Here is a 21,145-nt window from a genome sequence, read left to right as displayed (position 1 = left end):
CCGCTGAAGCGCGAACCATGACAAGAACGTCCGCCCGCACGGAATAAAGGTGGGAGAGGCATCCTGTGGGGCTGCTGCCAGGCGCCTCGCAGCGCGCAGCGCGCTGTTCACGTTGGTTCACGTTGGTTCACGTGGGGTCACGTTGGTTCACGTGGGCTCACGTGGGTTCACGTTTCGCGTGCTGCCGATAGAGACCATCACGGCCCGCCGCGGGGCGCGCCGACACGCCCGGGCAATCACCGACGATTCCTGCTTCAGCGCACGTCCAGCCGCGGCGCTGCGCCGGCGTCCTGCTCGGGGGCGCCTGGCCACTCGGGGCACGTGGCGCGGTAGTCGATGCCGGGCATGAGCTGCGCCCATTCCTCGCGCGTGAAGTTGCGCCCGGCGTAGGCGCACGCGCGCGCGATCAGCATCGGCTCGGCCGCGATCGAGAAGACGCGCGCCGCGCCGTCGTTCGCGGCGGTCACGACGCGGGCGGCGTCGGGGCTGAACACGGCGTCCGTCAGCGTGACGCCCTCGGCGCGGAGGGTGATCGCCTCGCCCTGCCCGTCGACGGGGAGGACCCGCGCGATGCCGTCGCTCGACACAGCGACGAGGCGCGCGCTGTCGCTGCTGAACGCGACGGTCCGGACCGCCGCGCCGAGGCCGCTCAGGAGGAGGGGCTGGCCCTGGCCGTCGACGCGGAGCAGCCGCACGCCGCCGTCGAGCGCGGCGATCGCGACATGGTTCCCGTCCGGGCTCACCGCGATCGCGGCGATCGCCCGGTCCTCGTACCCCGACGGGAGGACGCGCGGGGCGCCGCGGCCGTCCGCGGGCCAGACCTTCACGCTGGGCCCCGACGTCGCCACGATGTGCTGACCATCCGGGCTGAACGCCGCCCGGAGCAGCCCCGCGCGCTCGTCGCGCAGCACGACGGGCTCGCCCGGGACGCCGTCCTCGAACACGCGCAGGATGCCGTTCCACGAGGTCGTGACGATCCGGGTGCCCTCCGGGCTGAAGGCGACGCCCACCACCCGGTCGTCGTGGACCCCGAGCACGATCGGCTGGCCCCGCCCATCGGCGCGCCAGATCCGCGCCGTCTTGTCGGCCGAGCCGGTGACGAGGCGGCTCCCATCGGGGCTGAAGTCGACGCTGAGCAGGTGCTCCGTGTGCCCGCGGAGGACGACGGGCTCGCCCGAGCCGTCGGCCCGGAAGACGCGGGCGGTCTTGTCGGTCCCCGCGGTGGCGATCCTGCTGCCGTCGTGGCTGACGGCGATGCCGGTCAGCGGCCCCGCATGGCCGCGCAGGAGCAGCGGCTCACCCGGCCCGTCGAGCCGCCATACCCGCGCGGTCCCGTCCTCCGACGCGGTGACGACGCTCGCGCCGTCGCGGCTGAAGGCGGCGCTGTTCACGACCCCCTCGTGGCCCTCGAGGACCATCGGCGCCCCCTTGCCGTCCGCGCGGAAGACGCGCGCGGTCCCATCCGCGGAGGCCGTGACGACAGCGCCGCCGTCGGCGCTGAACGCGGCGCTGCGCACCGCGCCCTCGTGACCGCGCAGGACGACGGGCTCGCGCCGGTCCGCCCCGGGGATGCGCGCCGTTCCGTCGCCCGACGCGAGGACGATGCGGTCGTCCACAGGGCTCGTGTCCGCGCTCTCGACGCCCGGCCCGTGCCCCTTCAGCTCCGCGGGGGGGCCGTGCCCGTCGGCGCGGACGACGTGGACCGTCCCGCTGATGGCCGTGGCGAGGATCCGGGCCCCGTCGTGGCTGAACACCGCGCGCCGGATGAGCCGCTCGCCCAGGGGCACGACGAGCGGCGGCTCGCCCTCCATGCCGAGGCGCCACACGTAGATCGCGCCGCCCGTCGTCCCCGCGACGACGCGGCTGCCATCCGGGCTGAACGCCACGCTGGTCGGCGCGGCGTCCCTCGTGCCGAGCGCGCGGACCTCGTGGCCGTCGGGGCGCCACAGGCGCACCGCGCCGTCGGTCGACGCGGTCGCCAGGAGGCTCCCGTCGTTGTTGAAGGCGACGGCGACGACGCCGCCGGGGGTGGCGGCGCGCAGCACGAGCGGCTCGTCGCGCCCGCCGAGGCGGAAGATCCTCGCGGCCCCGTCGGCCGAGGCGGTGGCGACGAGGCGGCCGTCGGGGCTGAAGGCCGCGTGGTGGACCGCGCCGCCGTGCCCGACGAGCACCTCCTGGTCGACGGCGGGGCCCCAGACCGCGTCGCCGAGCGCCTGCACCACGGCGGGGCCCGCGGGGCGGCCGCTCGCCCTGGCGGCGAGGGCCGCCTCCACGGCGAGCAGGCGCGCGCGGGGCAAGAGGCCCTCGGCGCGCTCCTTCGCCGACTGGGCCGCGAGCCGCCGGGCGTCGTTCTCGCGCGACTCCTGCTGCGCGCGGACGAGCGCCCGCTCCTCCTTCCCCATCTGCCAGAGCAGCACGAGGGTCAGGCCGCCGAGCAGCGTGACGGCGACGGCGAGCACGGTGATGAGCCGCCGCGTCGACCGCCTCTGGCCCTCCGCCCGCGCGCAGGCGGAGAGGAACGCCCTCTCCTCCGCCGAGAGGTCGGCTCGCCCGTCGCACCACGACGTGAGCTCCGCGAGCGCCGCGCCGCCCACGAGGTAGTCGTCTCTCCGCCCGTGCGACAGCCAGCGCGCGAGCGGCTCCCGGGTGGCTCGGTCCGCCTCCCGCGACAGGACCCACGCCCGGTCGAAGACCTTGCGGACGACGCGATTGCGCACGTCGAGGTACGGCGCGCCCGAGGCCGCCGTCCGCTCCACGGAGAGCCCCGAGAGCAGCAGCGCCCGCTGGACCGGGTCGCCGGCGTCGACGCCCACCCGGTGGCCGTCGAGCAGCTGCCTGTAGAGCTGGAGGAGCGCCGGCGCCCGCCCGCAGCGGGGCCCCTGCGCCTCGAGGCACCGCTCCGCGTGGCGCAGGTTCGGGTCCTCGGTCCGGCCCTGGTCCAGGAACCGCCGCGTTACGGCCTCGTCGACGTCGAGATCGCGCCGCTCTCCGGCGAGATCGGCGCAGAGCCGCTGCGTCATGTAGGGGTGCCCCGAGGTCCACCCGAAGACCGCGTCGAGCAGCGCGTCGGGGTCGGCCACGAGCCCCTCCAGGCCCGCGCGGAAGCCGCGCGCCTCGGCGCGGGTGAAGTCGTCGAGCCGGATCGGGCGGCCGATGTTGAACGGCGCGCGCGCCGGATCCGCGACGAGCTCCGAGGGCGCCGCCGCCCCGAGCAGGCAGAACGTCAGCCGGGCGTTGGCGGGGCGCTCCGCGCGCCGGTTCACGAAGGCCCGGAGGATGGCGAAGAAATCGTCCCGCGAGAACGGGAGGGCCAGCGTGGCGTCGACCTCGTCGATGAACAGGACGATCGCGGAGGAGATCTCCACGAGCACGACGTCCTCGAGCCAGCGCAACCAGCAGTGCACCGGCCCGAGGTGCCAGTGGGCATCCCAGAACTCGTCCGGCGGCTCCAGCCCGAGCTGCTCGGCGATCTCCGACGCGATCCCGAGGTACCAGCTCACCGGCGAGGTGGTGTCGGTGCCGAGCGCCCCGAGATCGACGCTCGCGCACTCCACCTGCTCGGCGCGGAGCCGCGTCGAGACCTGGAGTCGCAGGCTGGACTTCCCGGTGTGCCGGGTCGACAGCACATAGCAGAGCTCTCCGCGCAGGAGCGCCTCGAAGAGCTCTCTGTCCGCGGGGCGCTCGATATAGATCACACCCTCGCCCACGGTCCCGCCCGCCTGGAACCGGCGCCTGTGATCTCCGGCACTGGCCTTCGCCTGATCGAGGTCGGGAGGCGCCGAGAAGGTCACGAATCTGACGGTGCCATGCGACGCCAGGACCGTCAACGGAACGACAGCCCGTGTCGCTGGCGTCCGCGATGAAACAACAGGGCTCGCGACGGCGCGGTGAATGTCACGCGAATGTCGCGTCGACCGGATGGGCTGGCGCCCACACGATCGGGATTCGTCGGCGAAGGCGCAGGCGACGCGCGCCCCGGCTGTGCGCCTGCGCGCCTGCGCGTCTGCGTTGCGCGCGGCGCGATTGCGTGTGCGTCCATCGTGTCGCGCCGAGAAAACCCGCTTTTTACGTCCAGAAATTGTGGACCGGGCCACCGCTGCTGGTGTAGCGTTCGCGCCGTGCGAGGCGTGTTGAGGGCGGGGCAGAATCGCGTCGTGGTCGCGCCGGCCGCCGTGCCGCTGCTCGTCTGCGCATTGCGCTCCGCGGCTCGGAAGGCTCCTGCGGATACTACGGCTTTGCCTGACGCTCCAGAAGCACCTGCCGGAGCGCGCGGGCGGCCTGACCCGGCCGCGCCGCTGCCCATCGGGCTCATCCGTCGAGATGGGCTCTCGTCCGGCGCGTGTGTCGGCTCGCGTGGATGCGTGATGGCTCGACACGCCGAGCTAAGGTGATCACGATGGACCGGCGGCGATCGAGACTCTCCCTCTGGCGGACGGCGCGCGCGGCCGCCCTCGCGCGGGCGGCCGGGGCCGCCTCGCTCGCGCTCCTCGCGGCGGCGTGCGCCGAGCTCGACGAGGGGCCCGCGCGGTCGACCTCGCTCGGGGTGCACGCGAGCGACTGGCGGGAGGAGATCATCTATCAGGTGCTGATAGACCGCTTCGCCGACGGCGACGCTGGGAACAACACCCGGGTGTCCCCGGCGCCGGGCAGGTGGCACGGCGGCGACTGGAAGGGGCTCGAGGAGGGTCTGCCCTACCTCGAGGCGCTCGGCGTCACCGCGCTCTGGATCTCGCCGATCGTCAAGAACGTCGACACCGACGCCGGCGTCGACGGATACCACGGTTACTGGACGCAGGATTTCACCGAGCTGAACCCCCATTTCGGTGATCTCGCGTCGCTGCGCCGTCTCGTCGCGTCGGCTCACGATCGCGGCATGAAGGTCATCCTCGATATCGTGACGAACCACGTCGGCCAGCTGTTCTATTATGACATCAACGAGAATGGGCAGCCCGACGAGGGTGTGGACGGCAGCGGCGAGGACGGGCGACTCCAGCTCGAGGCCGTGAACGAGTACGATCCTGAGTTCGACCCCCGCGGCGTCCAGGCGCGGACGTCGCTCGGCAAGTCGGGTCCGGCGCCGATCGTCTTCCGCCACGAGCCCGCGACCAACCACCTCCCGCCGCAGCCCGAGCTCTTCCAGGACCCCGAGGTCTACAACCGCAAGGGGCGCATCCTCGATTTCGAGGATGTCGACCAGCTCGTGCACGGCGATCTCCCGGGCGGCCTCAAGGACATCGACACCTCCCGCTGCGACGTGAAGCGGGCGATGGTCGACGTGTTCGTGCGCTGGGTCGAGCTCACCGACGTCGACGGGTTCCGCATCGACACGCTGAAGCACGTCGAGCACGCGTTCTGGCGCTATTTCACGCAGAACGTCCGGCTGCAGCTGGCGGCGATCGGCAAGACCGATTTCTTCATGTTCGGAGAGGCCTTCGACGGCAAGGACGACCTCGTCGGCAGCTTCACGAAGCACGAGGTCCCGGCTCATCCGCACGACGAAGCGCTCGGCGGCGATCTCGAGCGCGAGAACAGCGACGAGGCGGAGGGGGGCTGTCCGGGCGCCGCGCCGATCACGGGGGACTCTGTCGACTCCGTGCTGTACTTCCCTCAGCTCTATCGGGTCTTCCACGACGTCTTCCGGGACGCCCGGGCCACGCGGCGGATCGAGGAGCTCTGGGACGCGCGGGCGCTCAACTACGGCGCCGAGCCGAACGCGAACGGCATCGGCGTCCCGCCGCTGAAGGCGCTTGTCAACTTCATCGACAACCACGACGTCCCGCGCTTCCTCCATGTCGGCCCGGGCGCCTCGCCCTTCAAGGCCGATCCCGAGGCGGCGCTCAAGAATGCGCTCCTGTTCCTCTTCACGGAGGAAGGCATCCCTTGCCTGTACTACGGCACGGAGCAGGGCTTCAGCGGCGGCGACGATCCGGCGAACCGCGAAGATCTCTGGGAGAGCGGCTATGACATGGAGCGCCCGCTCTTCCGGTGGGTCCAGCGGCTCACGGCGCTGCGCAGGGGCTACCAGGCGCTCACCGCCGGCGAGCAGCGGGTGCGCTGGTCGACGGAGCGGACGGGCGAAGGGGACGAGGACGCGGGGATCTTCGCGTTCGAGCGGGGGGAGCCGGACGGCGACTATGCGCTCGTGGTGCTCAACACGCACCCCCGGAAGCAGAGCTCGACGAGCTTCAACGGGGCGGCGATGACGACGGGGCTGGCGCGGGGGACCGTGCTCGTCGACGTGCTCTCGCCCGAAAAAAAGACAACTAGAGCGGGCGCGAACGGCGCTGTCACCGTCAAGCTGCCTCCGATGAGCGGGGCGCTGCTCATCCCGGAAGACCAGGTCATCCATGGTCTCTGATCCTGCCTGGCACTCCTCCCTTCCAAGAGAGTCTCCAATATGGCGTCTGTCAAAGTGCGCGGACTCAACAAGCGATTCGGCCAGACCCACGTGCTGCGCGGCGTCTCGGTCGACGTGCCCGACGGCTCGTTCGCCGTCCTCGTGGGACCGAGCGGCTGCGGCAAGTCGACGCTGCTGAGGCTGCTCGCCGGGCTCGAGGAGGCGGACGACGGCACGATCGCGCTCGGCGACCGCGACGTCACGCGGCTGGAGCCGCGCGATCGCGACATCGCGATGGTGTTCCAGTCGTACGCCCTCTACCCGCACCTCACGGTGCGCGAGAACCTCGCCTTCGGCCTCAAGCTCCGGAAGACGCCGCCGGCCGAGATCGAGGCGCGCGTGAAGGAGGCGTCGGAGATGCTCGGGCTCGGCCCGCTCCTCGACCGGCACCCCCGGGCGCTCTCCGGCGGCCAGCGGCAGCGCGTGGCCATGGGCAGGGCCATCGTGCGGCGGGCGCAGCTCTTCCTGTTCGACGAGCCGCTCTCGAACCTCGACGCCGCCCTCCGCGCGCAGGTGCGGGTCGACATCCGCAAGCTGCACGATCGGCTCGGCGCGACCAGCGTCTACGTCACCCACGATCAGGTCGAGGCCATGACGCTCGCCGACGAGATCTTCGTGCTCAACAAGGGCGTCGTCGAGCAGTCGGGGCCGCCTCTCGAGGTCTTCGCCCGGCCTCGCACCCGGTTCGTGGCGAGCTTCCTCGGCAGCCCGGCCATGAACTTCGTCGAGGCGCGCCTGGAGAGCCGGGGCGGCCGGTGGGTCGCGGCCCAGGGCGACCTCGCCATCGACATCGACGCGGCCGACTTCCCGGGCGCGCTCTCGTCCGGGCGGCAGGTGACGGTCGGCGTGCGCCCGCACGAGGTGGACCTCGCCCCGGGCGACGGCGGCGCCCCGTTCGAGGTGGCGATCGTCGAGGCCCTCGGGGCCGAGTCGTACGCGCACGGCACCGTCGCGGGGGCGCCGTTCGTGGCGCGCCTCGACCCGGCCGCGCGCGTCGCGAAGGGGGACACCGTGCGGGTCGCCCTCCGCCAGGTGCACCTGTTCGACGCGGACTCCGGGCTGAGCCTGCGAGAAGCGTGAGGCGACCGTGCCGAGCCATCGCTGTCGTCTCGCGCTCGCGCTCGCTGCGCCCGCGCTGATCCTCCTCTCGCCCGCGCTCGCGGCCGCGGCGCCGATCCGGCTGTGGCACGCCTACCGCGACGACGAGGCCAGGGCGCTCGACGCCATCGTCGCGGCCTTCGAGGGCGAGGAGGTCGAGGTCCTCGCCGTCCCGTTCGACGCCTACGCCTCGAAGCTCCAGGCCGCGATCCCGATGGGGGAGGGGCCCGACCTGTTCATCGACGCCCACGAGCGGCTCGGCGACTTCCGCGCGCGCGACCTCGTCGCGCCCGTGGGCGACGCGCTCGCGCCGGGCGGCGAGGCCGTGTTCCTGGGGCCCGCGCTCGCCGCGGTCCGGCAGGGGGGCGAGATCCTCGGCCTGCCGATCAGCCAGAAGTGCCTGGCGCTCTACATGAACACAGCGCTCGTGAAGGAGGCCCCTGCGGCCCTCGAGGACATCGCGGCGCTGGCCGGCTCGCTCCCCGAGGGCGTGTACCCGCTCGCGTACGAGGCGTCGAACGCCTACGCGCACATGCCGATCCTCGCGGCGTTCGGCGGCGCGATGCTGGGCGAGGACGACCAGTTCGGCTTCGTCGGCCCGGGGCCCGAGCGCTCGCTCGAGCTCGTCCGCACGCTGATCGAGCGCCGGGTCGTCCCGGAGGACGCGAACGGCGCGCTGGTGACCGACCTGTTCAACGCGGGCCGCGCCGCGTTCGTGATCAGCGGGCCGTGGTTCGCGGGCGGCCTCGGGGAAGCGGCGCGGCGGCGCGCCCGCGTCGTCCCGCTCCCGAAGGTGCGCGAGACCGGCCTCCCGATGCGGCCGTTCCTGACCGTCGAGGCGGTGATGCTCTCGCCCCAGGGCGCGCGGCGCGCCGGGGCGCGGGCGCTCGCGCGCCACCTCGCCGGCGCCGCGGCCGCGGCCACGCGGCTCGAGGTCGCGCGCACGCCGCCGGTGCGGAGCGACGTGGCCGTCCCGGCCGGCGACGCCTTCATCGCGGCGTTCACCGAGCAGGCCAAGGCGGCCATCCCGATGCCGACCTCGCCGGCGATGCGCTCGACCTGGGAGCCGGCCACGCGCGCGATCCGCAAGGTGCTCCGGGGCGACGCGCCCCCCGACGTCGCGCTCGCCGAGGCCAAGCGCCGCTTCGACGACGTCCGCCGGCCGCTCCCGCCCCCCGCCTCGCCGGCGCCGCTGCTCGTCGCGCTCGGCGCGCTCGCGCTGCTGCTCGCTCTCCGGTGGGTCCGCGCCGCCAGGGGCGCGGCGCCCGGCACCGCGCGCTGGCGCTCGTTCCGGCGCGCGCTCGGGCGCTCGCTTCCTGCCTACAAGTACGTGGCGCACGCGGTCGTCGCGATCGGCGTGCTCGTGGTGATCCCGCTCGTCATCGGCGCGGCGACGTCGCTCTTCGCCGGCAGGGGCGAGGGCCTCCGGTACGTCGGCCTCGCCAACTTCATCAGCATCCTCACGGCCCGCGGCGGGCCGCTCTTCGCGAGCGGCTCGTTCTACCTCGTGCTCGCGGTGACCGTGCTCTGGACCGCGGTGAACCTCTGCCTCCACGTCCTCCTCGGCGTCTCGCTCGCGCTGCTCCTGAACCGCCCGACCCTGCGCCTCCGGGCGCTCTACCGGGTGCTCCTCATCGTGCCCTGGGCCGTGCCGAGCTACGTGACCGCGCTGTCCTGGAAGGGCATGTTCCACCGGCAGTTCGGGGCCGTCACCGGCCTCATCGAGGCGGTGAACTCCGCGCTCGGGACGAGCATCGAGCCCATCTCCTGGTTCTCGAGCTTCACGACGGCGTTCACGGCCAACGTGACGACCAACGTCTGGCTCGGGTTCCCGTTCATGATGGTGGTCACGCTGGGCGCGCTCACCGCCGTGCCGGAGGACGTGCTCGAGGCCGCCGAGGTCGACGGCGCCACGCGATGGCAGCGTCTACGGAAAATTACGTTGCCTCTGATCAGGCCGGTGCTCGCGCCTGCGGTGACGCTGGGCGCGATCTGGACGTTCAACATGTTCAACGTCGTGTTCCTCGTGTCCGGCGGCGACCCGGACGGCACCACGGACATCCTCGTCTCCGAGGCGTACCGGTGGGCGTTCACCCGCGAGGCCCAGTACGGCTACGCGGCGGCGTACTCGGTGCTCATCTTCCTGCTCTTGACGCTCGCGACGCGCTCCTTTCGTTTCCGGCGGCGGCGGACGCCCGTCTCCGCCATCCCGCAGGGCGGGGCCGAGGCCGGGTCGGCGCCCGTGCCGGCGGCGGCGACGGAGGTCGCGTGACGCGGAGGCCCTCTCCTGTCGAGTCGATCGCGGTGCACGCCGCGCTGGTGGCGGCGGTGGCGTTCGCGCTGTACCCGGTGCTCTGGGTCGCCTCGATCGCCTTCTCCGGGGCGCGCCCGCCGGTGCCGGAGGTGCTGCCCATCCCGAACCAGCCGACGCTCGAGCACATCGTGGCGGTGGTCACGACGTCGAAGAAGGTCGGCGGCGAGCCGATCTGGCTCTTCCCCCGCCAGCTCGCCAACTCGATCGTCGTCGCGCTCGCGACGGCGGCCGCCGGCGTCTCCGTCGCGGTCCCGGCGGCGTACGCGCTCGCGCGCTTCCGGTTCCTCGGCAAGGACCGCGGCCTGCGCGCGCTGCTCGCGACGCAGATGTTCCCCACGGTGGCGAGCGCGATCCCGCTGTACCTCCTGCTCGACGCGCTCGGCCTGCTCAACTCGCGGACCGGGCTCGTGCTCTGCTACGCGTCGACGGCGGTGCCGTTCTCGATCTTCCAGCTCCGGGCCGCGTTCGAGGCGATCCCGGTCGACCTGGAGGAGGCGGCGATGGTCGACGGGGCGACGCGCTTCCAGGCGTTCCTCCGGGTCGTGCTCCCGGCGGCGCGGCCGGCGATCGCCGTGACGGCGCTGTTCGCGATCATGACGGCGTACAACGAGTTCATCCTCGCGGCGACGCTGCTCGGCAAGGAGGAGATGTTCACGCTGCCGGTGGTGCTGCAGCGGTACATCGGCGAGTACGACGCGCAGTGGGAGCGGTTCGCGGCGGGGGCGCTCCTCGTGTCGCTGCCGGTCATGGCGGCGTTCTACGTGGTGCAGCGCCACCTGATCGCGGGGCTGACGACGGGCGGCGTGAAGGGGTGAGCGCGCCGCGGTGACCGCGGCTGCGGGCGCCCCGGGGCGCGGCGGCCGGGGCGCCGGCGGCGCGGGCCGTCAGCGCCGGGTCCGCCGGCGACGCGACCCGCGCTGCCCGGCCTCGTGCTGCTCGGGGCCGAGGGGCGTCCCTCCTACTTGCCCGCCGTGCCCGGGCGCCGCCCGTCCATGGGATCTGGCCCTCGCGGCCGTGGACGCCCGATCGCGACCCCGCTATCTCCATGAAGCCATGCCGAAGGCCGAGGATCCCCCGCCCGCCGCCGCGCCGGGGACCGCTCACGCGGACCCCCGCGCATCGGTGGGCGTGGGCGGCGAGCCCCGCCCGTCGCTGAGCGGCGAGCCCCGCCCGTCGCTGGGCGGCGACGCCGAGGGCCGCGGCACGTTCCTGCCGCTCCCCACCGCGCTGCAGCGGCGCCTCAGCCGGCCCTCGTGGGAGAAGTTCGTGCTCCCGCTGCTCGGCCCCCTGCTCGCGCTGCTCGTCATCGGCGCGGTCACCACGCTGGAGGCCGCGCTCGACTGGACCATCCCGAACCCGCCCGCGATCCTCTCGATGATCATCGTCTTCGCGGCGTTCAGCGGAGGCCTCTGGGGCGGCATCGTCACGGCGCTCATCTCGTGCGTCTTCTTCGCGCTCTACTTCTCCAAGGAGGGCGTCCTTTTATCGTACGAGGAGGACAACCTCCTCCGGGTCATCGTCTACGCCGTCACCACCCCCGCCATGGCGGTGATGGCGAGCATCGCCAAGCGCCGCGCGGACGCCATGGGCGAGGCCTCGCTCGAGAACGAGCGCGAGCACTCCGCGAGCCTGCGCGCCCTGCTCATGCAGCGCCAGGCGGTCGAGGACGAGCTCCAGCAGGCCAAGGAGGCCGCCGAGGCGGCGAGCCGCGCGAAGAGCGAGTTCCTCGCCAGCGTGAGCCACGAGATCCGCACCCCGATGAACGGCATCATCGGCATGACGTCGCTCGCGCTCCAGACCGAGCTCACCCAGGAGCAGCGCGAGTACCTCGAGATGGTCAAGATCTCGGCCGACGCGCTGCTCTCCATCATCAACGACGTGCTCGACTTCTCGAAGATCGAGGCCGGCAAGCTCGAGATCGAGCCCGTCGTCTTCGACCCGAGCGAGATCATCGGCGACGCCGTGAAGACGCTCGCGCTCCGCGCCCACGAGAAGCGGCTCGAGCTCGCCTACGACGTCGGCCCCGACGTGCCCGAGGCGCTGGTCGGCGATCCGCTGCGCCTGCGCCAGGTCCTCGTCAACCTCGTGAGCAACGCGGTGAAGTTCACCGACGCCGGCGAGGTCGTCGTCCGCGCCGAGGTCGACGCGCGCGCGCCCCCTACCGCCGAGGAGGAGGCCGGCGCGGACAGCCAGGGCACGCCGAGCCTCTACGCGGGCGAGGCGCTCGGCGACGCCGTGGTGCTGCGCGTGAGCGTGATCGACACGGGCATCGGGGTTGCCCCGGACAAGCAGCGGCTCGTCTTCGACGCGTTCGCCCAGGCGGACGGCTCGACCACCCGCAAGTACGGCGGCACGGGGCTCGGCCTCACGATCTGCGCCCGCCTCGTCGAGATGATGGGCGGCAAGATCTGGATCGAGAGCGAGGTCGGCAAGGGAAGCACGTTCCACTTCACCCTCCAGCTCCGCGCGCTCGACGGCGCCGCCCGGTCGCGCCGCCTGGAGATCCCGAAGGACCTCCTCGGCACGAAGGTCCTCATCGCCGACGACAACGCGACCGCGCGGCGCATCCTCGCCGAGACCATCGAGGGCTGGGGGATGAAGGCGGTCCCCGTCGACTCGGGGGCGGCGGCGATCGCGGCGCTCTCGGAGGACTCGGGCGTGTGGGCGCTGCCCTGGGGCAAGCCGGGGGGCAACGCGGTCGGGCTGAGCAGCTCGTTCGGCCTCGCCATCGTCGACGCCCGCATGCCGAAGGTCGACGGCTTCGCCGTTGTCGAGCACTGCCGGAAGCGCGAGATCTTGAAGGGGCGCGTCCTCGTGCTGCTCAGCTCGACGTCCGCGCAGGCGGACGTCGCGCGCTGCCGCGATCTCGGCGTCTTCGCCATGGTCACGAAGCCCGTGAAGACGTCCCACCTCCAGGAGGCCGTGTTCCACGCCTTCGGCGTCCCGACGCGGACCTCGCTCCGGTCGGCCGACCCGCGCCGCGCCGCGGCCGGGACGCGCGCGCGCGGCCTGCGCGTGCTCGTCGCCGAGGACAACGCGATCAACCAGAAGCTGATGCGCCGCTGGCTGGAGCGGCAGGGCCACCACGTGCACATCGTCGAGAACGGCCGCCTCGCCGTCGAGAAGATCGCGGCCGGGCAGTACGACGTGGCCCTGCTCGACGTGGAGATGCCCGAGATGGACGGCCTCCAGGTCGCGCGGGCCGTCCGCGCCCGCGAGCGGCGCGAGGGCGGGCACATGCCGCTCATCGTCGTGACCGCGTACGCGATGAAGGGCGACCGCGAGCGCTGCCTCCGGGCCGGCTTCGACGGCTACCTGTCGAAGCCGGTGCAGGTCGACGAGCTCTACGACATGATCGACCGGCTCGCCGCCGGGCCGTCCGCCCTGGAGATCGAGGACCCGGCGCGCATGTCGCTCGGCGCGCCGAGCTCGTACGCGTCGGCGCCCTCGCCGGCGTCCGACAGCGGGCCGCCGAGCACCCGATCGGAGGAGCGGCTGCAGCCCTCGCCCTCCTCGATCGCGGCCCGGCCGATGTTCGATCGCACGAAGGCGCTGGAGCGGACGGGCGGCGACGCCGACCTCCTGCGCGAGCTCGCCGAGGTCTTCCTGGAGGAGTGCCCGCGCTGGATGGGCGACATCGACGACGCGGTGGCCGCCGGCGACGCCCGCAAGCTCCAGCGGGCCGCGCACAGCCTGAAGGGCGGGGTCGACAGCTTCGGCGCGCGGGGCGCGTTCGAGGCCTCCTTCGCGCTGGAGAAGATGGCGCGCGCGAACGAGCTCGGCAGCCTGGCCGAGGCGCAGTTCGCGCTGCGGGCGCAGATCGAGCGTCTGCTCCCCGAGCTCGCCGCGTTCGTGCGCGAGGGCGCGCCGGCGGACCCGGCGCCGCCGGTGCAGGGCGAGCGGCGCTCTGATAGCGAGGTGACGCGATGGTGAGGGTGCTCGTGGTGGACGACTCCCCGATGGATCGGCGCCTCTCCGGGAGCTTGCTCAAGAAGCGCGCCGGGATGGAGCCCGTGTACGCCGAGAACGGCGTCGAGGCGCTCGAGACGATCGCCAGGTCGATGCCCGAGATCGTGCTGACCGATCTCCAGATGCCGGAGATGGACGGCCTGGAGCTGGTCGAGGCGATCCGCCGCGAGCACCCGTACCTCCCGGTGATCCTGATGACGGCGCACGGCAGCGAGGAGATCGCGGTGCAGGCGCTGCGGCGCGGCGCCGCGAGCTACGTCGCGAAGCGGAACCTCGCGGCGGAGCTCGTGAACACGGTCGAGAACGTCCTCGCGGTGGCGCGGCTCGACCGGCGGGAGCAGCAGCTCCTCTCGTGCCTGACGGCGACCGAGTCCCATTTCGAGCTCGACAACGACGTGGCGAAGGTCCCCGCGCTGGTGGGCCACGTCGAGCAGAGCCTGGGACGGATGCGGCTGTGCGACGAGACGGGCCGGATCCAGGTCGCGGTGGCGCTGCGCGAGGCGCTCGTGAACGCCATCGTGCACGGCAACCTCGAGGTCAGCTCGACGCTGCTCGACGAGCAGCCGAGCGCCTTCTCCGCGCTCGTCGAGCGCCGCCGGGGGGAGAGCCCGTACCGGGATCGGCGCGTGGTCGTCGTGGCGCGCGAGACGCGCACCGAGGCGACGTACGTGGTGCGCGACGAGGGGCCCGGCTTCGACCCGCGCAACCTGCCGGATCCGACCGACCTCGCCAACCTGGACAAGCCGAGCGGCCGCGGCCTGATGCTGATCCGCACGTTCATGGACGAGGTGCGGCACAACGAGAAGGGCAACGAGATCCACATGGTGATGAAGTGCCGCTCGCCGGGGACCGGCGGCGAGCCGGGCGAGGACGGCGGCTGAGGCGGTCTCCGGTCGCGGCTCGGGAAGATCAGGCGGTGAAGCCGCCGTCGATCTTGAGGTTGGCGCCCGTGACGAAGGCGCCCTCGGGGCCGGCCAGGTACGCCACCATGCCGGCGACCTCGTCGCCTTGTCCGTAGCGCTGCACGGCGATCTGGCCTTTGAACTCGGAGGCGAGCGGGCCGTCGGCCGGGTTCATGTCGGTGTCCACGGGGCCTGGCATGCCTCGGCTCCGGGCGCCGCTGAGTGGACCTCCGCGATCGCCAGGACGGTTGTGTGGCCGGCTGGCGCGCTCAACCGATGTTGATGCGGGTTGTCGATGACGAGCAGGCCACGTGGCACGATCATGGCGCTCAGCGCATGGGTGTCCATGGGAAGATTGGCAGCGTTGGCGTTCAGCACGAATGGACCGAAGTGGTTTGCGAGCGAGTAATTCGACATCGCCCCGTCGCAGAGAGATACGTCCGGACCGTGGTATATAGGTGGGCACGCGAGCGCAGCCGTGGGACGGGGGAGCAGGGAGACCGGGCGATGGTTCAGGGTAGCCGGGGCAGTGAAGTCGAGTTGCCGGAGCAGCGGGGCGGCAGCTCTGACGGCTCGGCCCAGGAAGATGGCGCGGGCGGACAGCCGGCCACAGGAGGAGACGCCGGCCGCTCGACGCGTGATGTGAATCGCCTTGCGGAGCCGCCCCGCCGCGATACGGGCGTTCATGGGATGCAACGTGGGATGACCGTCGGCGTCATCACCCCCTACCTGGACGGCTCGTTCTGGAACCCGGTCCTGACGGGTATCCACGAGGCGGCGCGGAAGCACGGTTGTCGCATGCTGGTGATGCGCGGCACGGCCGCCTCGCTCCAGGCCCCTTCGCTCGCCAGAGAACAGGTGGATGGATGGATCGTCGTGATCGGGGTGGACGGCATCGAGCAGCTCGCCGCCGAGCGGGTCCCGCTCGTCGTCGTCGGCACCCATGTTCACAAGGGCAACTGCCCGTCGGTGATCCCGGACAACCACAGCGGGATCCGGGGCGCGGTGCGCCATCTGATCGGACACGGGCACCGGCGCATCGCGTTCGTCGGCTGCTTCCACGAGTCCGATGTGCGCGAGCGCTTCGACGCCTACCGAGAGACGCTCGCCGAGGCGGGGATACCGCTCGACCCGGAGCTGGTCGTCCGGACCGACGACAACTGGTATACCGGCGGCGAGAACGCCGCCCCGCGGCTCATCGCGCTGCGGAATGCGTGCACGGCGGCGGTCTTCGGGACGGACAAGAACGCGATCGGGATGATGCCGTCGCTGAAGGCGGCGGGCGTCCGCATCCCGGAGGAGCTGGCGATCGTCGGCTTCGACGATGTGCCGGAGGCGCAGACCTCCGACCCACCGCTGACCACCGTGCGCCAGCAGTTCGAGATGCTGGGGAGCGCCGCGTGTGAGCTCATCGTCTCGATGCTCTCCGGCGAGACGGCTCTGCCGGAGCTCGTGCTCACGCCGAACACGTTGATCCAGCGGATCTCGTGCGGATGCGATGTGGTCCAGAGCTTCCTCGACGAGGACGCGGCGTCGGGGGAGCACGGCGGCGGCGACCTGGATCGACGGATGGTCGAGCTGCTCCTCGCGCCCCGTCCCCTGGCGCCCGATACACCGCCTGCCGCGGTATGGCCGGGGGTCGCCCTTGTGATCGAGGCGTACGAGGCGGCGATCGAGGGCGCCGCGCCCCCTCCGGCGAAGGCGCTGGAGCGCGCCTACAAACAGGCCGTCGACATCTCGTCCGATATGGGCACCTTGATGGCGATCGTGCGCCTGCTCCGCCGGTCCCACGAGCGGCGCCGCGAGCGGCTGGGCGGGGATGCGGCGTCGGCGCAGCGGGTCGAGGCGTTCCTGGACGGCGCGCACCTCTCGATCGCGCGGGCTCGGCTCAGCGTCGAGGCCGAGTTCGTGGCGCAGCTCGGGATGCTCGTGAGGTCGAATCACGACGTGGGCCTCGCGCTGGTCAGCGGCTCCCAGGAGGAGTCCATGTCGCTCTCATGGCTCGCGAAGACCAGCGCGACCTGGGCCTGCCTTGCGCTCCGGGAGGACGCGACGACGCTCGTCGTCGCCGGCGCCTACAGCCGTGACGGCAGCGCGACGCCCCCGATCGGCAGCCGCCATCGGCAGGAGGCGTTTCCGCCGGAGCATCTGCTGCCGCCCGCGGCCGCGAGCGGCGCGCTCATGATGATGCTGCTGCCGATCCGCACCGAGCGGCGCGACTGGGGGGTCGTGGCGCTCATGGGGCCGACCCTCCGCGAGCTGGCCGGCGACGAGGGCACCGTCGGGGTCTGGGCGTCGCTGCTCGCCGCGGCCCTCGAGCGCGGCGAGCTCGTCCAGTCGCTCTCGGCGAAGAACGCGGCGCTGCAGGTGGCCTATGCGAGCGAGCGGACGCTCTCGGAGACGGTGCGCGAGCTCGGCTGCCCGCTCATCCCGCTCCTGCCCGGCGTGCTGCTCGTGCCGCTCATCGGCGCGATCGACCGGGACCGCGCCCTCCAGGTGCTCACGGCCGTGGTCGAGGGGGTGGGCCGGCACGAGGCGCGCTTCGTGTTGCTCGACATCACCGGCGTGCCGGCGGTGGACGCCCAGGTCGCCCACGCGCTGGGCCAGACCAGCCGCGCGGTCGCCCTGCTCGGCGCGCGCCTCTTCCTGGTCGGCGTGCGCCCCGAGCTCGCCAGGAGCCTCGTGGACGTGGAGCTGGGCAGTCTGGCCACGTACTCGTCGCTGGCGGGAGCCCTTCACGAGCTGACGACACGAGGCCTCCGCACTGGCGGCGCGAGGCGCGGCGCGGCGCGCCTCGCCTGACGGCCGGGGCCGCGACGGTGTCGCCGTCTGACGAGCCTCTGTGGAGTTCTGGCTGGATGCGGATTGGCTATCCCTCGGTTTCGTCCTCTCCTTCGTGCCTTGTATGCTTTCAGAGGTCCTTCTCTCAAGAACGAGGCACGCGCCCCGGACGCGCAGAACCAGGGCTCATAGACACGAGTACACCGCCTCGATCAGCGCCGGCCACCGCGGGTCGCCGCCCTGGCCGCTCGCGATCGTCTGGTTCGGCGTGTAGCCGAACCCGAGCCCCGCGTCGGGGTCGGCGAAGCCGAGCGCGCCGCCCGCGCCGGGGTGGCCGAAGGTCCGCGGGCCGCGCCCGAAGGGGCGCAGGGCGCTTGGCAGCATGAACCCGAGCGAGAACCGGCTCTCCGCGAGGAGGACGGCGTCGAGCCCGGCCGAGCGCTCCGCCAGCGCGGCCTCGACCGCCTCCGGCGACAGCACGCGCGCGGTGCCGGCGAGGGCCCCGCCGTTCGCGAGCGCGCCGTACATCCGCGCGAGCGCGCGCGCGTTCGCGTGGCCGTTCAGCGCGGGGATCTCCGCGCGCCGGGCGCGGGCGGTGTTGACGAGGCCCGGCGTCACGAGGTCGCGCGGCCTGGTGAAGGCCATCGAGGTGAGCGACGCCGGGTCGCGGAAGCTCGCGCCGAACGCGCCGCCCAGGCCGCTCGGGCTCGCGATGGTCGGGGGCACCTCGGCGATCCGCCCGTCGTGCTCGGCGCCGGTGCCGATGTGGAAGTCCAGGCCGAGCGGGCCCGCGACGGCCTCCCGGAGGAAAGCGCCGACCCGCTGGCCGCTCGCGCGCCGGATCACCTCGCCCACGAGGAAGCCGAACGTGACGGCGTGGTAGCCGTGCCGGGCGCCCGGCTCCCAGAACGGCTCCTCCGCGGCGAGGGCGGCGGTCATGGCCTGCCAGTCGTAGAGCGCGCCCTCCTCCGGCTCGGCGCGGAGCGCCGGCAGGCCGGCGCTGTGGTCGAGCAGCTGGCCCACGAGGACGCGCCCCTTGCCGGCCGCGCCGAACTCCGGCCAGGCGGCGGCGACCGGCGCGTCCACGTCGAGCGCGCGCCGCTCCGCGAGCGCGTGGGCGCACAGCGCCACGGCGCCCTTCGTCGCCGAGAAGACGTTCACGATCGTGTCAAAGCGCCACGTCGCGGTCTTCGCCGCGTCCCGGAAGCCGGCCCAGAGGTCGACGACCACGCGGCCGCGCACGGCGGCGCACACGGCGGCCCCCAGCTCGGGAAACCGCTCGAAATTCGAGGCGAACGCCGCGCGCACGGGCGCGAACGCCGGGTCGCAGGAGCCATGGATCGCGAGGTGCATCGCTCGTCCCTTCGTCCCTTCCTCGGGGCAGCACGGGCCCGGGCGCGCGCGGGCGCGCCGCCCGGCCCTTCGAGCCCGACCCCGATGATGCGCAACCAATATTGCGCAACCTTGGTTGATGAATAGGGCCGCCGCCCGCGGCCGTCAACGTCATTTGCGCAACCTCGGTTGCGGGTTACACGCTCCGGCCGTGAAGCCCGCGCGCCCGGACGAGGACCTCGTGCTGCTCTTCGCCGCCATCGCGACCGCGAACAGCGATGAGGTGCTGCGCCGCGTGGAGCGGGCCGGCCACGGGGATCTCCGGCCGAGCCATGGATACGTGTTCCAGCACCTCGTCCCGGGGCCGGTGAAGGTGAGGGAGCTCGCGGAGCGGCTCGGCATCACGGCGCAGGGCGCCTCGAAGGCGGTGGCGGAGCTGGAGCAGCTCGGCTACGTGCGCCGGCGCGTCGCCGAGGACGACCAGCGCAACCGGCTCGTGGAGCTCACCGACCGCGGGTGGGCGGCGGTCGAGGCGGGGCGCGCCGCGCGCGCCGCGGTGAACAGGCGGCTCCGCGCGCTGCTCGGCGAGGAGCAGGCCGGCGCGCTGCTCGCGTCGCTCCAGCGCATCGCGGAGCGCACGGGAGGGCTCGAGCTCCTGTCCTCGCGCCGGCTCCGCCAGCCGTAGCGCGCCCGGGTCGATGACCGAGGCGTCGAGGTGCGGCGCGCGTCTCAGTCGCCTGGCGCGGCAGGCGCGAGGAGCGATGTGTCGACGCGCAGCACGCGGGCCGTGAAGGGCCCCACGCGCGACGCCTGCGTGCGCATGGCCACGGTGAGCTCCGTGCCGAACGCGGAGACATCGACGAGCGGGTGGCGCTGGTACACATCGCTGAAATGGCTCTCGCCTGCGATCGCGGGGAGCGGCAGCGTCACAGCGACCTCGGGCGCGCCTCCGTCGGCGGGCACGCGCACGAGGCGCAGCTCGCCGCGGCTCGCGTCCGCCGCGATGTTGCCGACGCACGTCGGCAGATCGGCGTTCTGCACCTCGTAGGCGATCGTCCAGTCGAGGTGGCTGATCAGGAATGCGATCCACACGTCTCCGTCGCTCGTGCGCGCGGCCGAGAAGGCCGACCATTCGAGGCCGGAGGTCACCTCGTGGCAGTCGGCCGGGCAGCCCGGCGACGGGGAGTCGCCGAAGCCGCGCTGGCAGCTGTACGCCGGCGTCGCTGTGCCGGGGATCGTTATCTCGCCCTCGCCCTCGCCGGCGCTCGCCAGCCGCAGCCCGTCGGGGTGCTGCACGACCGCCGCGAAGCGCGGGATCGTCGCTTGAGCGGCAGGCTTCGGCGGCAGGACGGGCTCGTAACGGATCGGCGAGCTCTCGGGGACCGGAGCGCCAAGGCTCTGCTCCGTGGCGCCGTCGAGCACCCGGAGCTGCCAGCCGTCGGAGCCCGCCTGGACCATGCCGAACGAAAGCGGCGCGTCGTCGGGCGCGAGGACGAAGCGGGGCCAACCGCTGTCGGCCAGCTGGCTCGCCGGCGCGACGTCCCAGGCGCCGCCGGACGTGCGCGTCGCGTGCTCGACGATCTCCGGCGCGTCCGTGAGGATCCAGATGTGCGGCTCGCCCTGGGAGTCCACCGCGACATCGAGGACCGGCACGTATTTGTCGTCGCGATCGAACACCATCTGCTTGTCGGCCGCGCTTCCGGCGAGCGGCAGGAACACGACACCGCCGGGATAGCCGTCACCGGTGCCTTGCGTCTCATCCACCGCGGCGTACGCCCTCCCGTCCGGCGAGAGCGCCACGCTCACGGCATTGGACTGCACGTCGAAGTCGCGTTGGGTCGCCCCGCCGCCGTCGAGCTCGAACAGCCGCGTCGGGGCGTTGCTGCTCGTCACGAGGTACGTCGCGCCCGCCGCCGGAACGGCCCGCACCCCGCCCGCTGCGAAGTCGTGCCCGGCGCACGTCACCTCGACGTCGAGCGTGATCGCGCAAGGCGCGTCCGCGGGACAGGCGTCGCCGTGGTCGCCCCGCCGCGACTCGCACGTCTCCGGGCTGCCGCCCGCGCCGCCTTCACCCCCGGCGCCGCCTTCGCCCCCGGCGCCGCCTTCACCCCCGGCGCCGCCGGCCCCACCTGTGCCAGCTGGCATGGTGGTATCGCCCTGGCACCCGAGCGTCACCGACAGGCCGGCGAGCATGCCGATCCCGAGGATTCGAAGGATATGGTTAGGCAATTCCCTGCTCATGAGCGCTCGCCTCCTAGCGATGCGCTGCCACTCAGCACCAAATGTGCCAGTCGAGCTCCTTCGCAAAAGCCCCGATTACGCTCGATGACCTGTGCCGTTCTGTGTCGGAAT

At 72.9% G+C, this 21,145-nt stretch carries 13 protein-coding genes; 8 read left to right on the top strand and 5 right to left on the bottom strand.

Annotation, left to right across the window (positions count from 1 at the left end; genetic code table 11):
- Positions 1–254: 254 nt before the first annotated feature.
- Positions 255–3,791, bottom strand: coding sequence for an AAA-like domain-containing protein (locus WMF45_RS42875; RefSeq protein ID WP_437712272.1), 3,537 nt, complete (start codon positions 3,789–3,791; stop codon positions 255–257).
- A 605-nt stretch (positions 3,792–4,396) separates the two neighbouring features.
- Between WMF45_RS42875 and WMF45_RS42870 the strand changes: the two genes are divergently transcribed.
- The 6 genes from WMF45_RS42870 (at position 4,397) to WMF45_RS42845 (ending at position 14,659) form a co-directional block, all read left to right on the top strand.
- Positions 4,397–6,358, top strand: coding sequence for an alpha-amylase family glycosyl hydrolase (locus WMF45_RS42870; RefSeq protein WP_437712270.1), 1,962 nt, complete (start codon positions 4,397–4,399; stop codon positions 6,356–6,358).
- Between the two features lie 39 nt (positions 6,359–6,397).
- Positions 6,398–7,477: an ABC transporter ATP-binding protein gene (locus WMF45_RS42865; RefSeq protein ID WP_437712268.1), complete on the top strand. Its 1,080-nt coding sequence runs from the start codon at positions 6,398–6,400 to the stop codon at positions 7,475–7,477.
- Between the two features lie 7 nt (positions 7,478–7,484).
- A complete protein-coding gene (locus tag WMF45_RS42860; RefSeq protein WP_437712266.1) occupies positions 7,485–9,767 on the top strand; it encodes an extracellular solute-binding protein in 2,283 nt (760 codons plus the stop codon).
- Positions 9,764–10,624, top strand: a complete 861-nt coding sequence (locus WMF45_RS42855; RefSeq protein WP_437712264.1) for a sugar ABC transporter permease — start codon at positions 9,764–9,766, stop codon at positions 10,622–10,624. The genes WMF45_RS42860 and WMF45_RS42855 overlap by 4 nt, the downstream gene beginning before the upstream one ends.
- A gap of 238 nt (positions 10,625–10,862) precedes the next feature.
- Positions 10,863–13,742 (top strand): response regulator, encoded by a 2,880-nt coding sequence (locus WMF45_RS42850; RefSeq protein ID WP_437712262.1) that lies wholly within the window; start codon positions 10,863–10,865, stop codon positions 13,740–13,742.
- Positions 13,736–14,659, top strand: coding sequence for a response regulator (locus tag WMF45_RS42845; RefSeq protein WP_437712260.1), 924 nt, complete (start codon positions 13,736–13,738; stop codon positions 14,657–14,659). The genes WMF45_RS42850 and WMF45_RS42845 overlap by 7 nt, the downstream gene beginning before the upstream one ends.
- 28 nt (positions 14,660–14,687) lie before the next feature.
- On the opposite strand, the gene WMF45_RS42840 is transcribed toward WMF45_RS42845, so the two are convergent.
- Positions 14,688–14,867: an SDR family oxidoreductase gene (locus WMF45_RS42840; RefSeq protein WP_437712258.1), complete on the bottom strand. Its 180-nt coding sequence runs from the start codon at positions 14,865–14,867 to the stop codon at positions 14,688–14,690.
- Positions 14,852–15,367 (bottom strand): glucuronyl esterase domain-containing protein, encoded by a 516-nt coding sequence (locus WMF45_RS42835; protein ID WP_437712256.1) that lies wholly within the window; start codon positions 15,365–15,367, stop codon positions 14,852–14,854. Before WMF45_RS42835 ends, WMF45_RS42840 begins: the two co-directional genes overlap by 16 nt.
- 15 nt (positions 15,368–15,382) lie before the next feature.
- On the opposite strand from WMF45_RS42835, the gene WMF45_RS42830 reads away from it, so the two are divergent.
- Positions 15,383–17,482 (top strand): substrate-binding domain-containing protein, encoded by a 2,100-nt coding sequence (locus tag WMF45_RS42830; protein WP_437712254.1) that lies wholly within the window; start codon positions 15,383–15,385, stop codon positions 17,480–17,482.
- Positions 17,483–17,647: 165 nt separating this feature from the next.
- Here WMF45_RS42830 and WMF45_RS42825 read toward each other — a convergent pair whose 3' ends face one another.
- A complete protein-coding gene (locus WMF45_RS42825; RefSeq protein ID WP_437712252.1) occupies positions 17,648–18,814 on the bottom strand; it encodes a serine hydrolase domain-containing protein in 1,167 nt (388 codons plus the stop codon).
- A 190-nt stretch (positions 18,815–19,004) separates the two neighbouring features.
- Here WMF45_RS42825 and WMF45_RS42820 point away from each other — a divergent pair, with 190 nt between their 5' ends.
- Positions 19,005–19,478, top strand: coding sequence for a MarR family winged helix-turn-helix transcriptional regulator (locus WMF45_RS42820; protein ID WP_437712250.1), 474 nt, complete (start codon positions 19,005–19,007; stop codon positions 19,476–19,478).
- Between the two features lie 44 nt (positions 19,479–19,522).
- Here WMF45_RS42820 and WMF45_RS42815 read toward each other — a convergent pair whose 3' ends face one another.
- On the bottom strand, positions 19,523–21,034 hold the full coding sequence (locus tag WMF45_RS42815; protein WP_437712248.1) for a hypothetical protein: 1,512 nt from the start codon (positions 21,032–21,034) through the stop codon (positions 19,523–19,525).
- Positions 21,035–21,145: the final 111 nt, after the last annotated feature.

This window comes from Sorangium sp. So ce448, assembly GCF_051520915.1.
Taxonomy (GTDB): Bacteria; Myxococcota_A; Polyangia; order Polyangiales; family Polyangiaceae; genus Sorangium; species Sorangium cellulosum_B.
Note: the sequence above shows the minus strand (reverse complement) of the source record. Positions and strands in the feature narration are given on the sequence as shown.

Coding starts and splice junctions, on each gene's coding strand:
- WMF45_RS42850 (WP_437712262.1), top strand. CDS start 10,863: ATGCCGAAGGCCGAGGATCCCCCGCCCGCCGCCGCGCCGGGGACCGCT.
- WMF45_RS42845 (WP_437712260.1), top strand. CDS start 13,736: ATGGTGAGGGTGCTCGTGGTGGACGACTCCCCGATGGATCGGCGCCTC.
- WMF45_RS42865 (WP_437712268.1), top strand. CDS start 6,398: ATGGCGTCTGTCAAAGTGCGCGGACTCAACAAGCGATTCGGCCAGACC.
- WMF45_RS42830 (WP_437712254.1), top strand. CDS start 15,383: ATGACCGTCGGCGTCATCACCCCCTACCTGGACGGCTCGTTCTGGAAC.
- WMF45_RS42870 (WP_437712270.1), top strand. CDS start 4,397: ATGGACCGGCGGCGATCGAGACTCTCCCTCTGGCGGACGGCGCGCGCG.
- WMF45_RS42815 (WP_437712248.1), bottom strand. CDS start 21,034: ATGAGCAGGGAATTGCCTAACCATATCCTTCGAATCCTCGGGATCGGC.
- WMF45_RS42835 (WP_437712256.1), bottom strand. CDS start 15,367: ATGAACGCCCGTATCGCGGCGGGGCGGCTCCGCAAGGCGATTCACATC.
- WMF45_RS42825 (WP_437712252.1), bottom strand. CDS start 18,814: ATGCACCTCGCGATCCATGGCTCCTGCGACCCGGCGTTCGCGCCCGTG.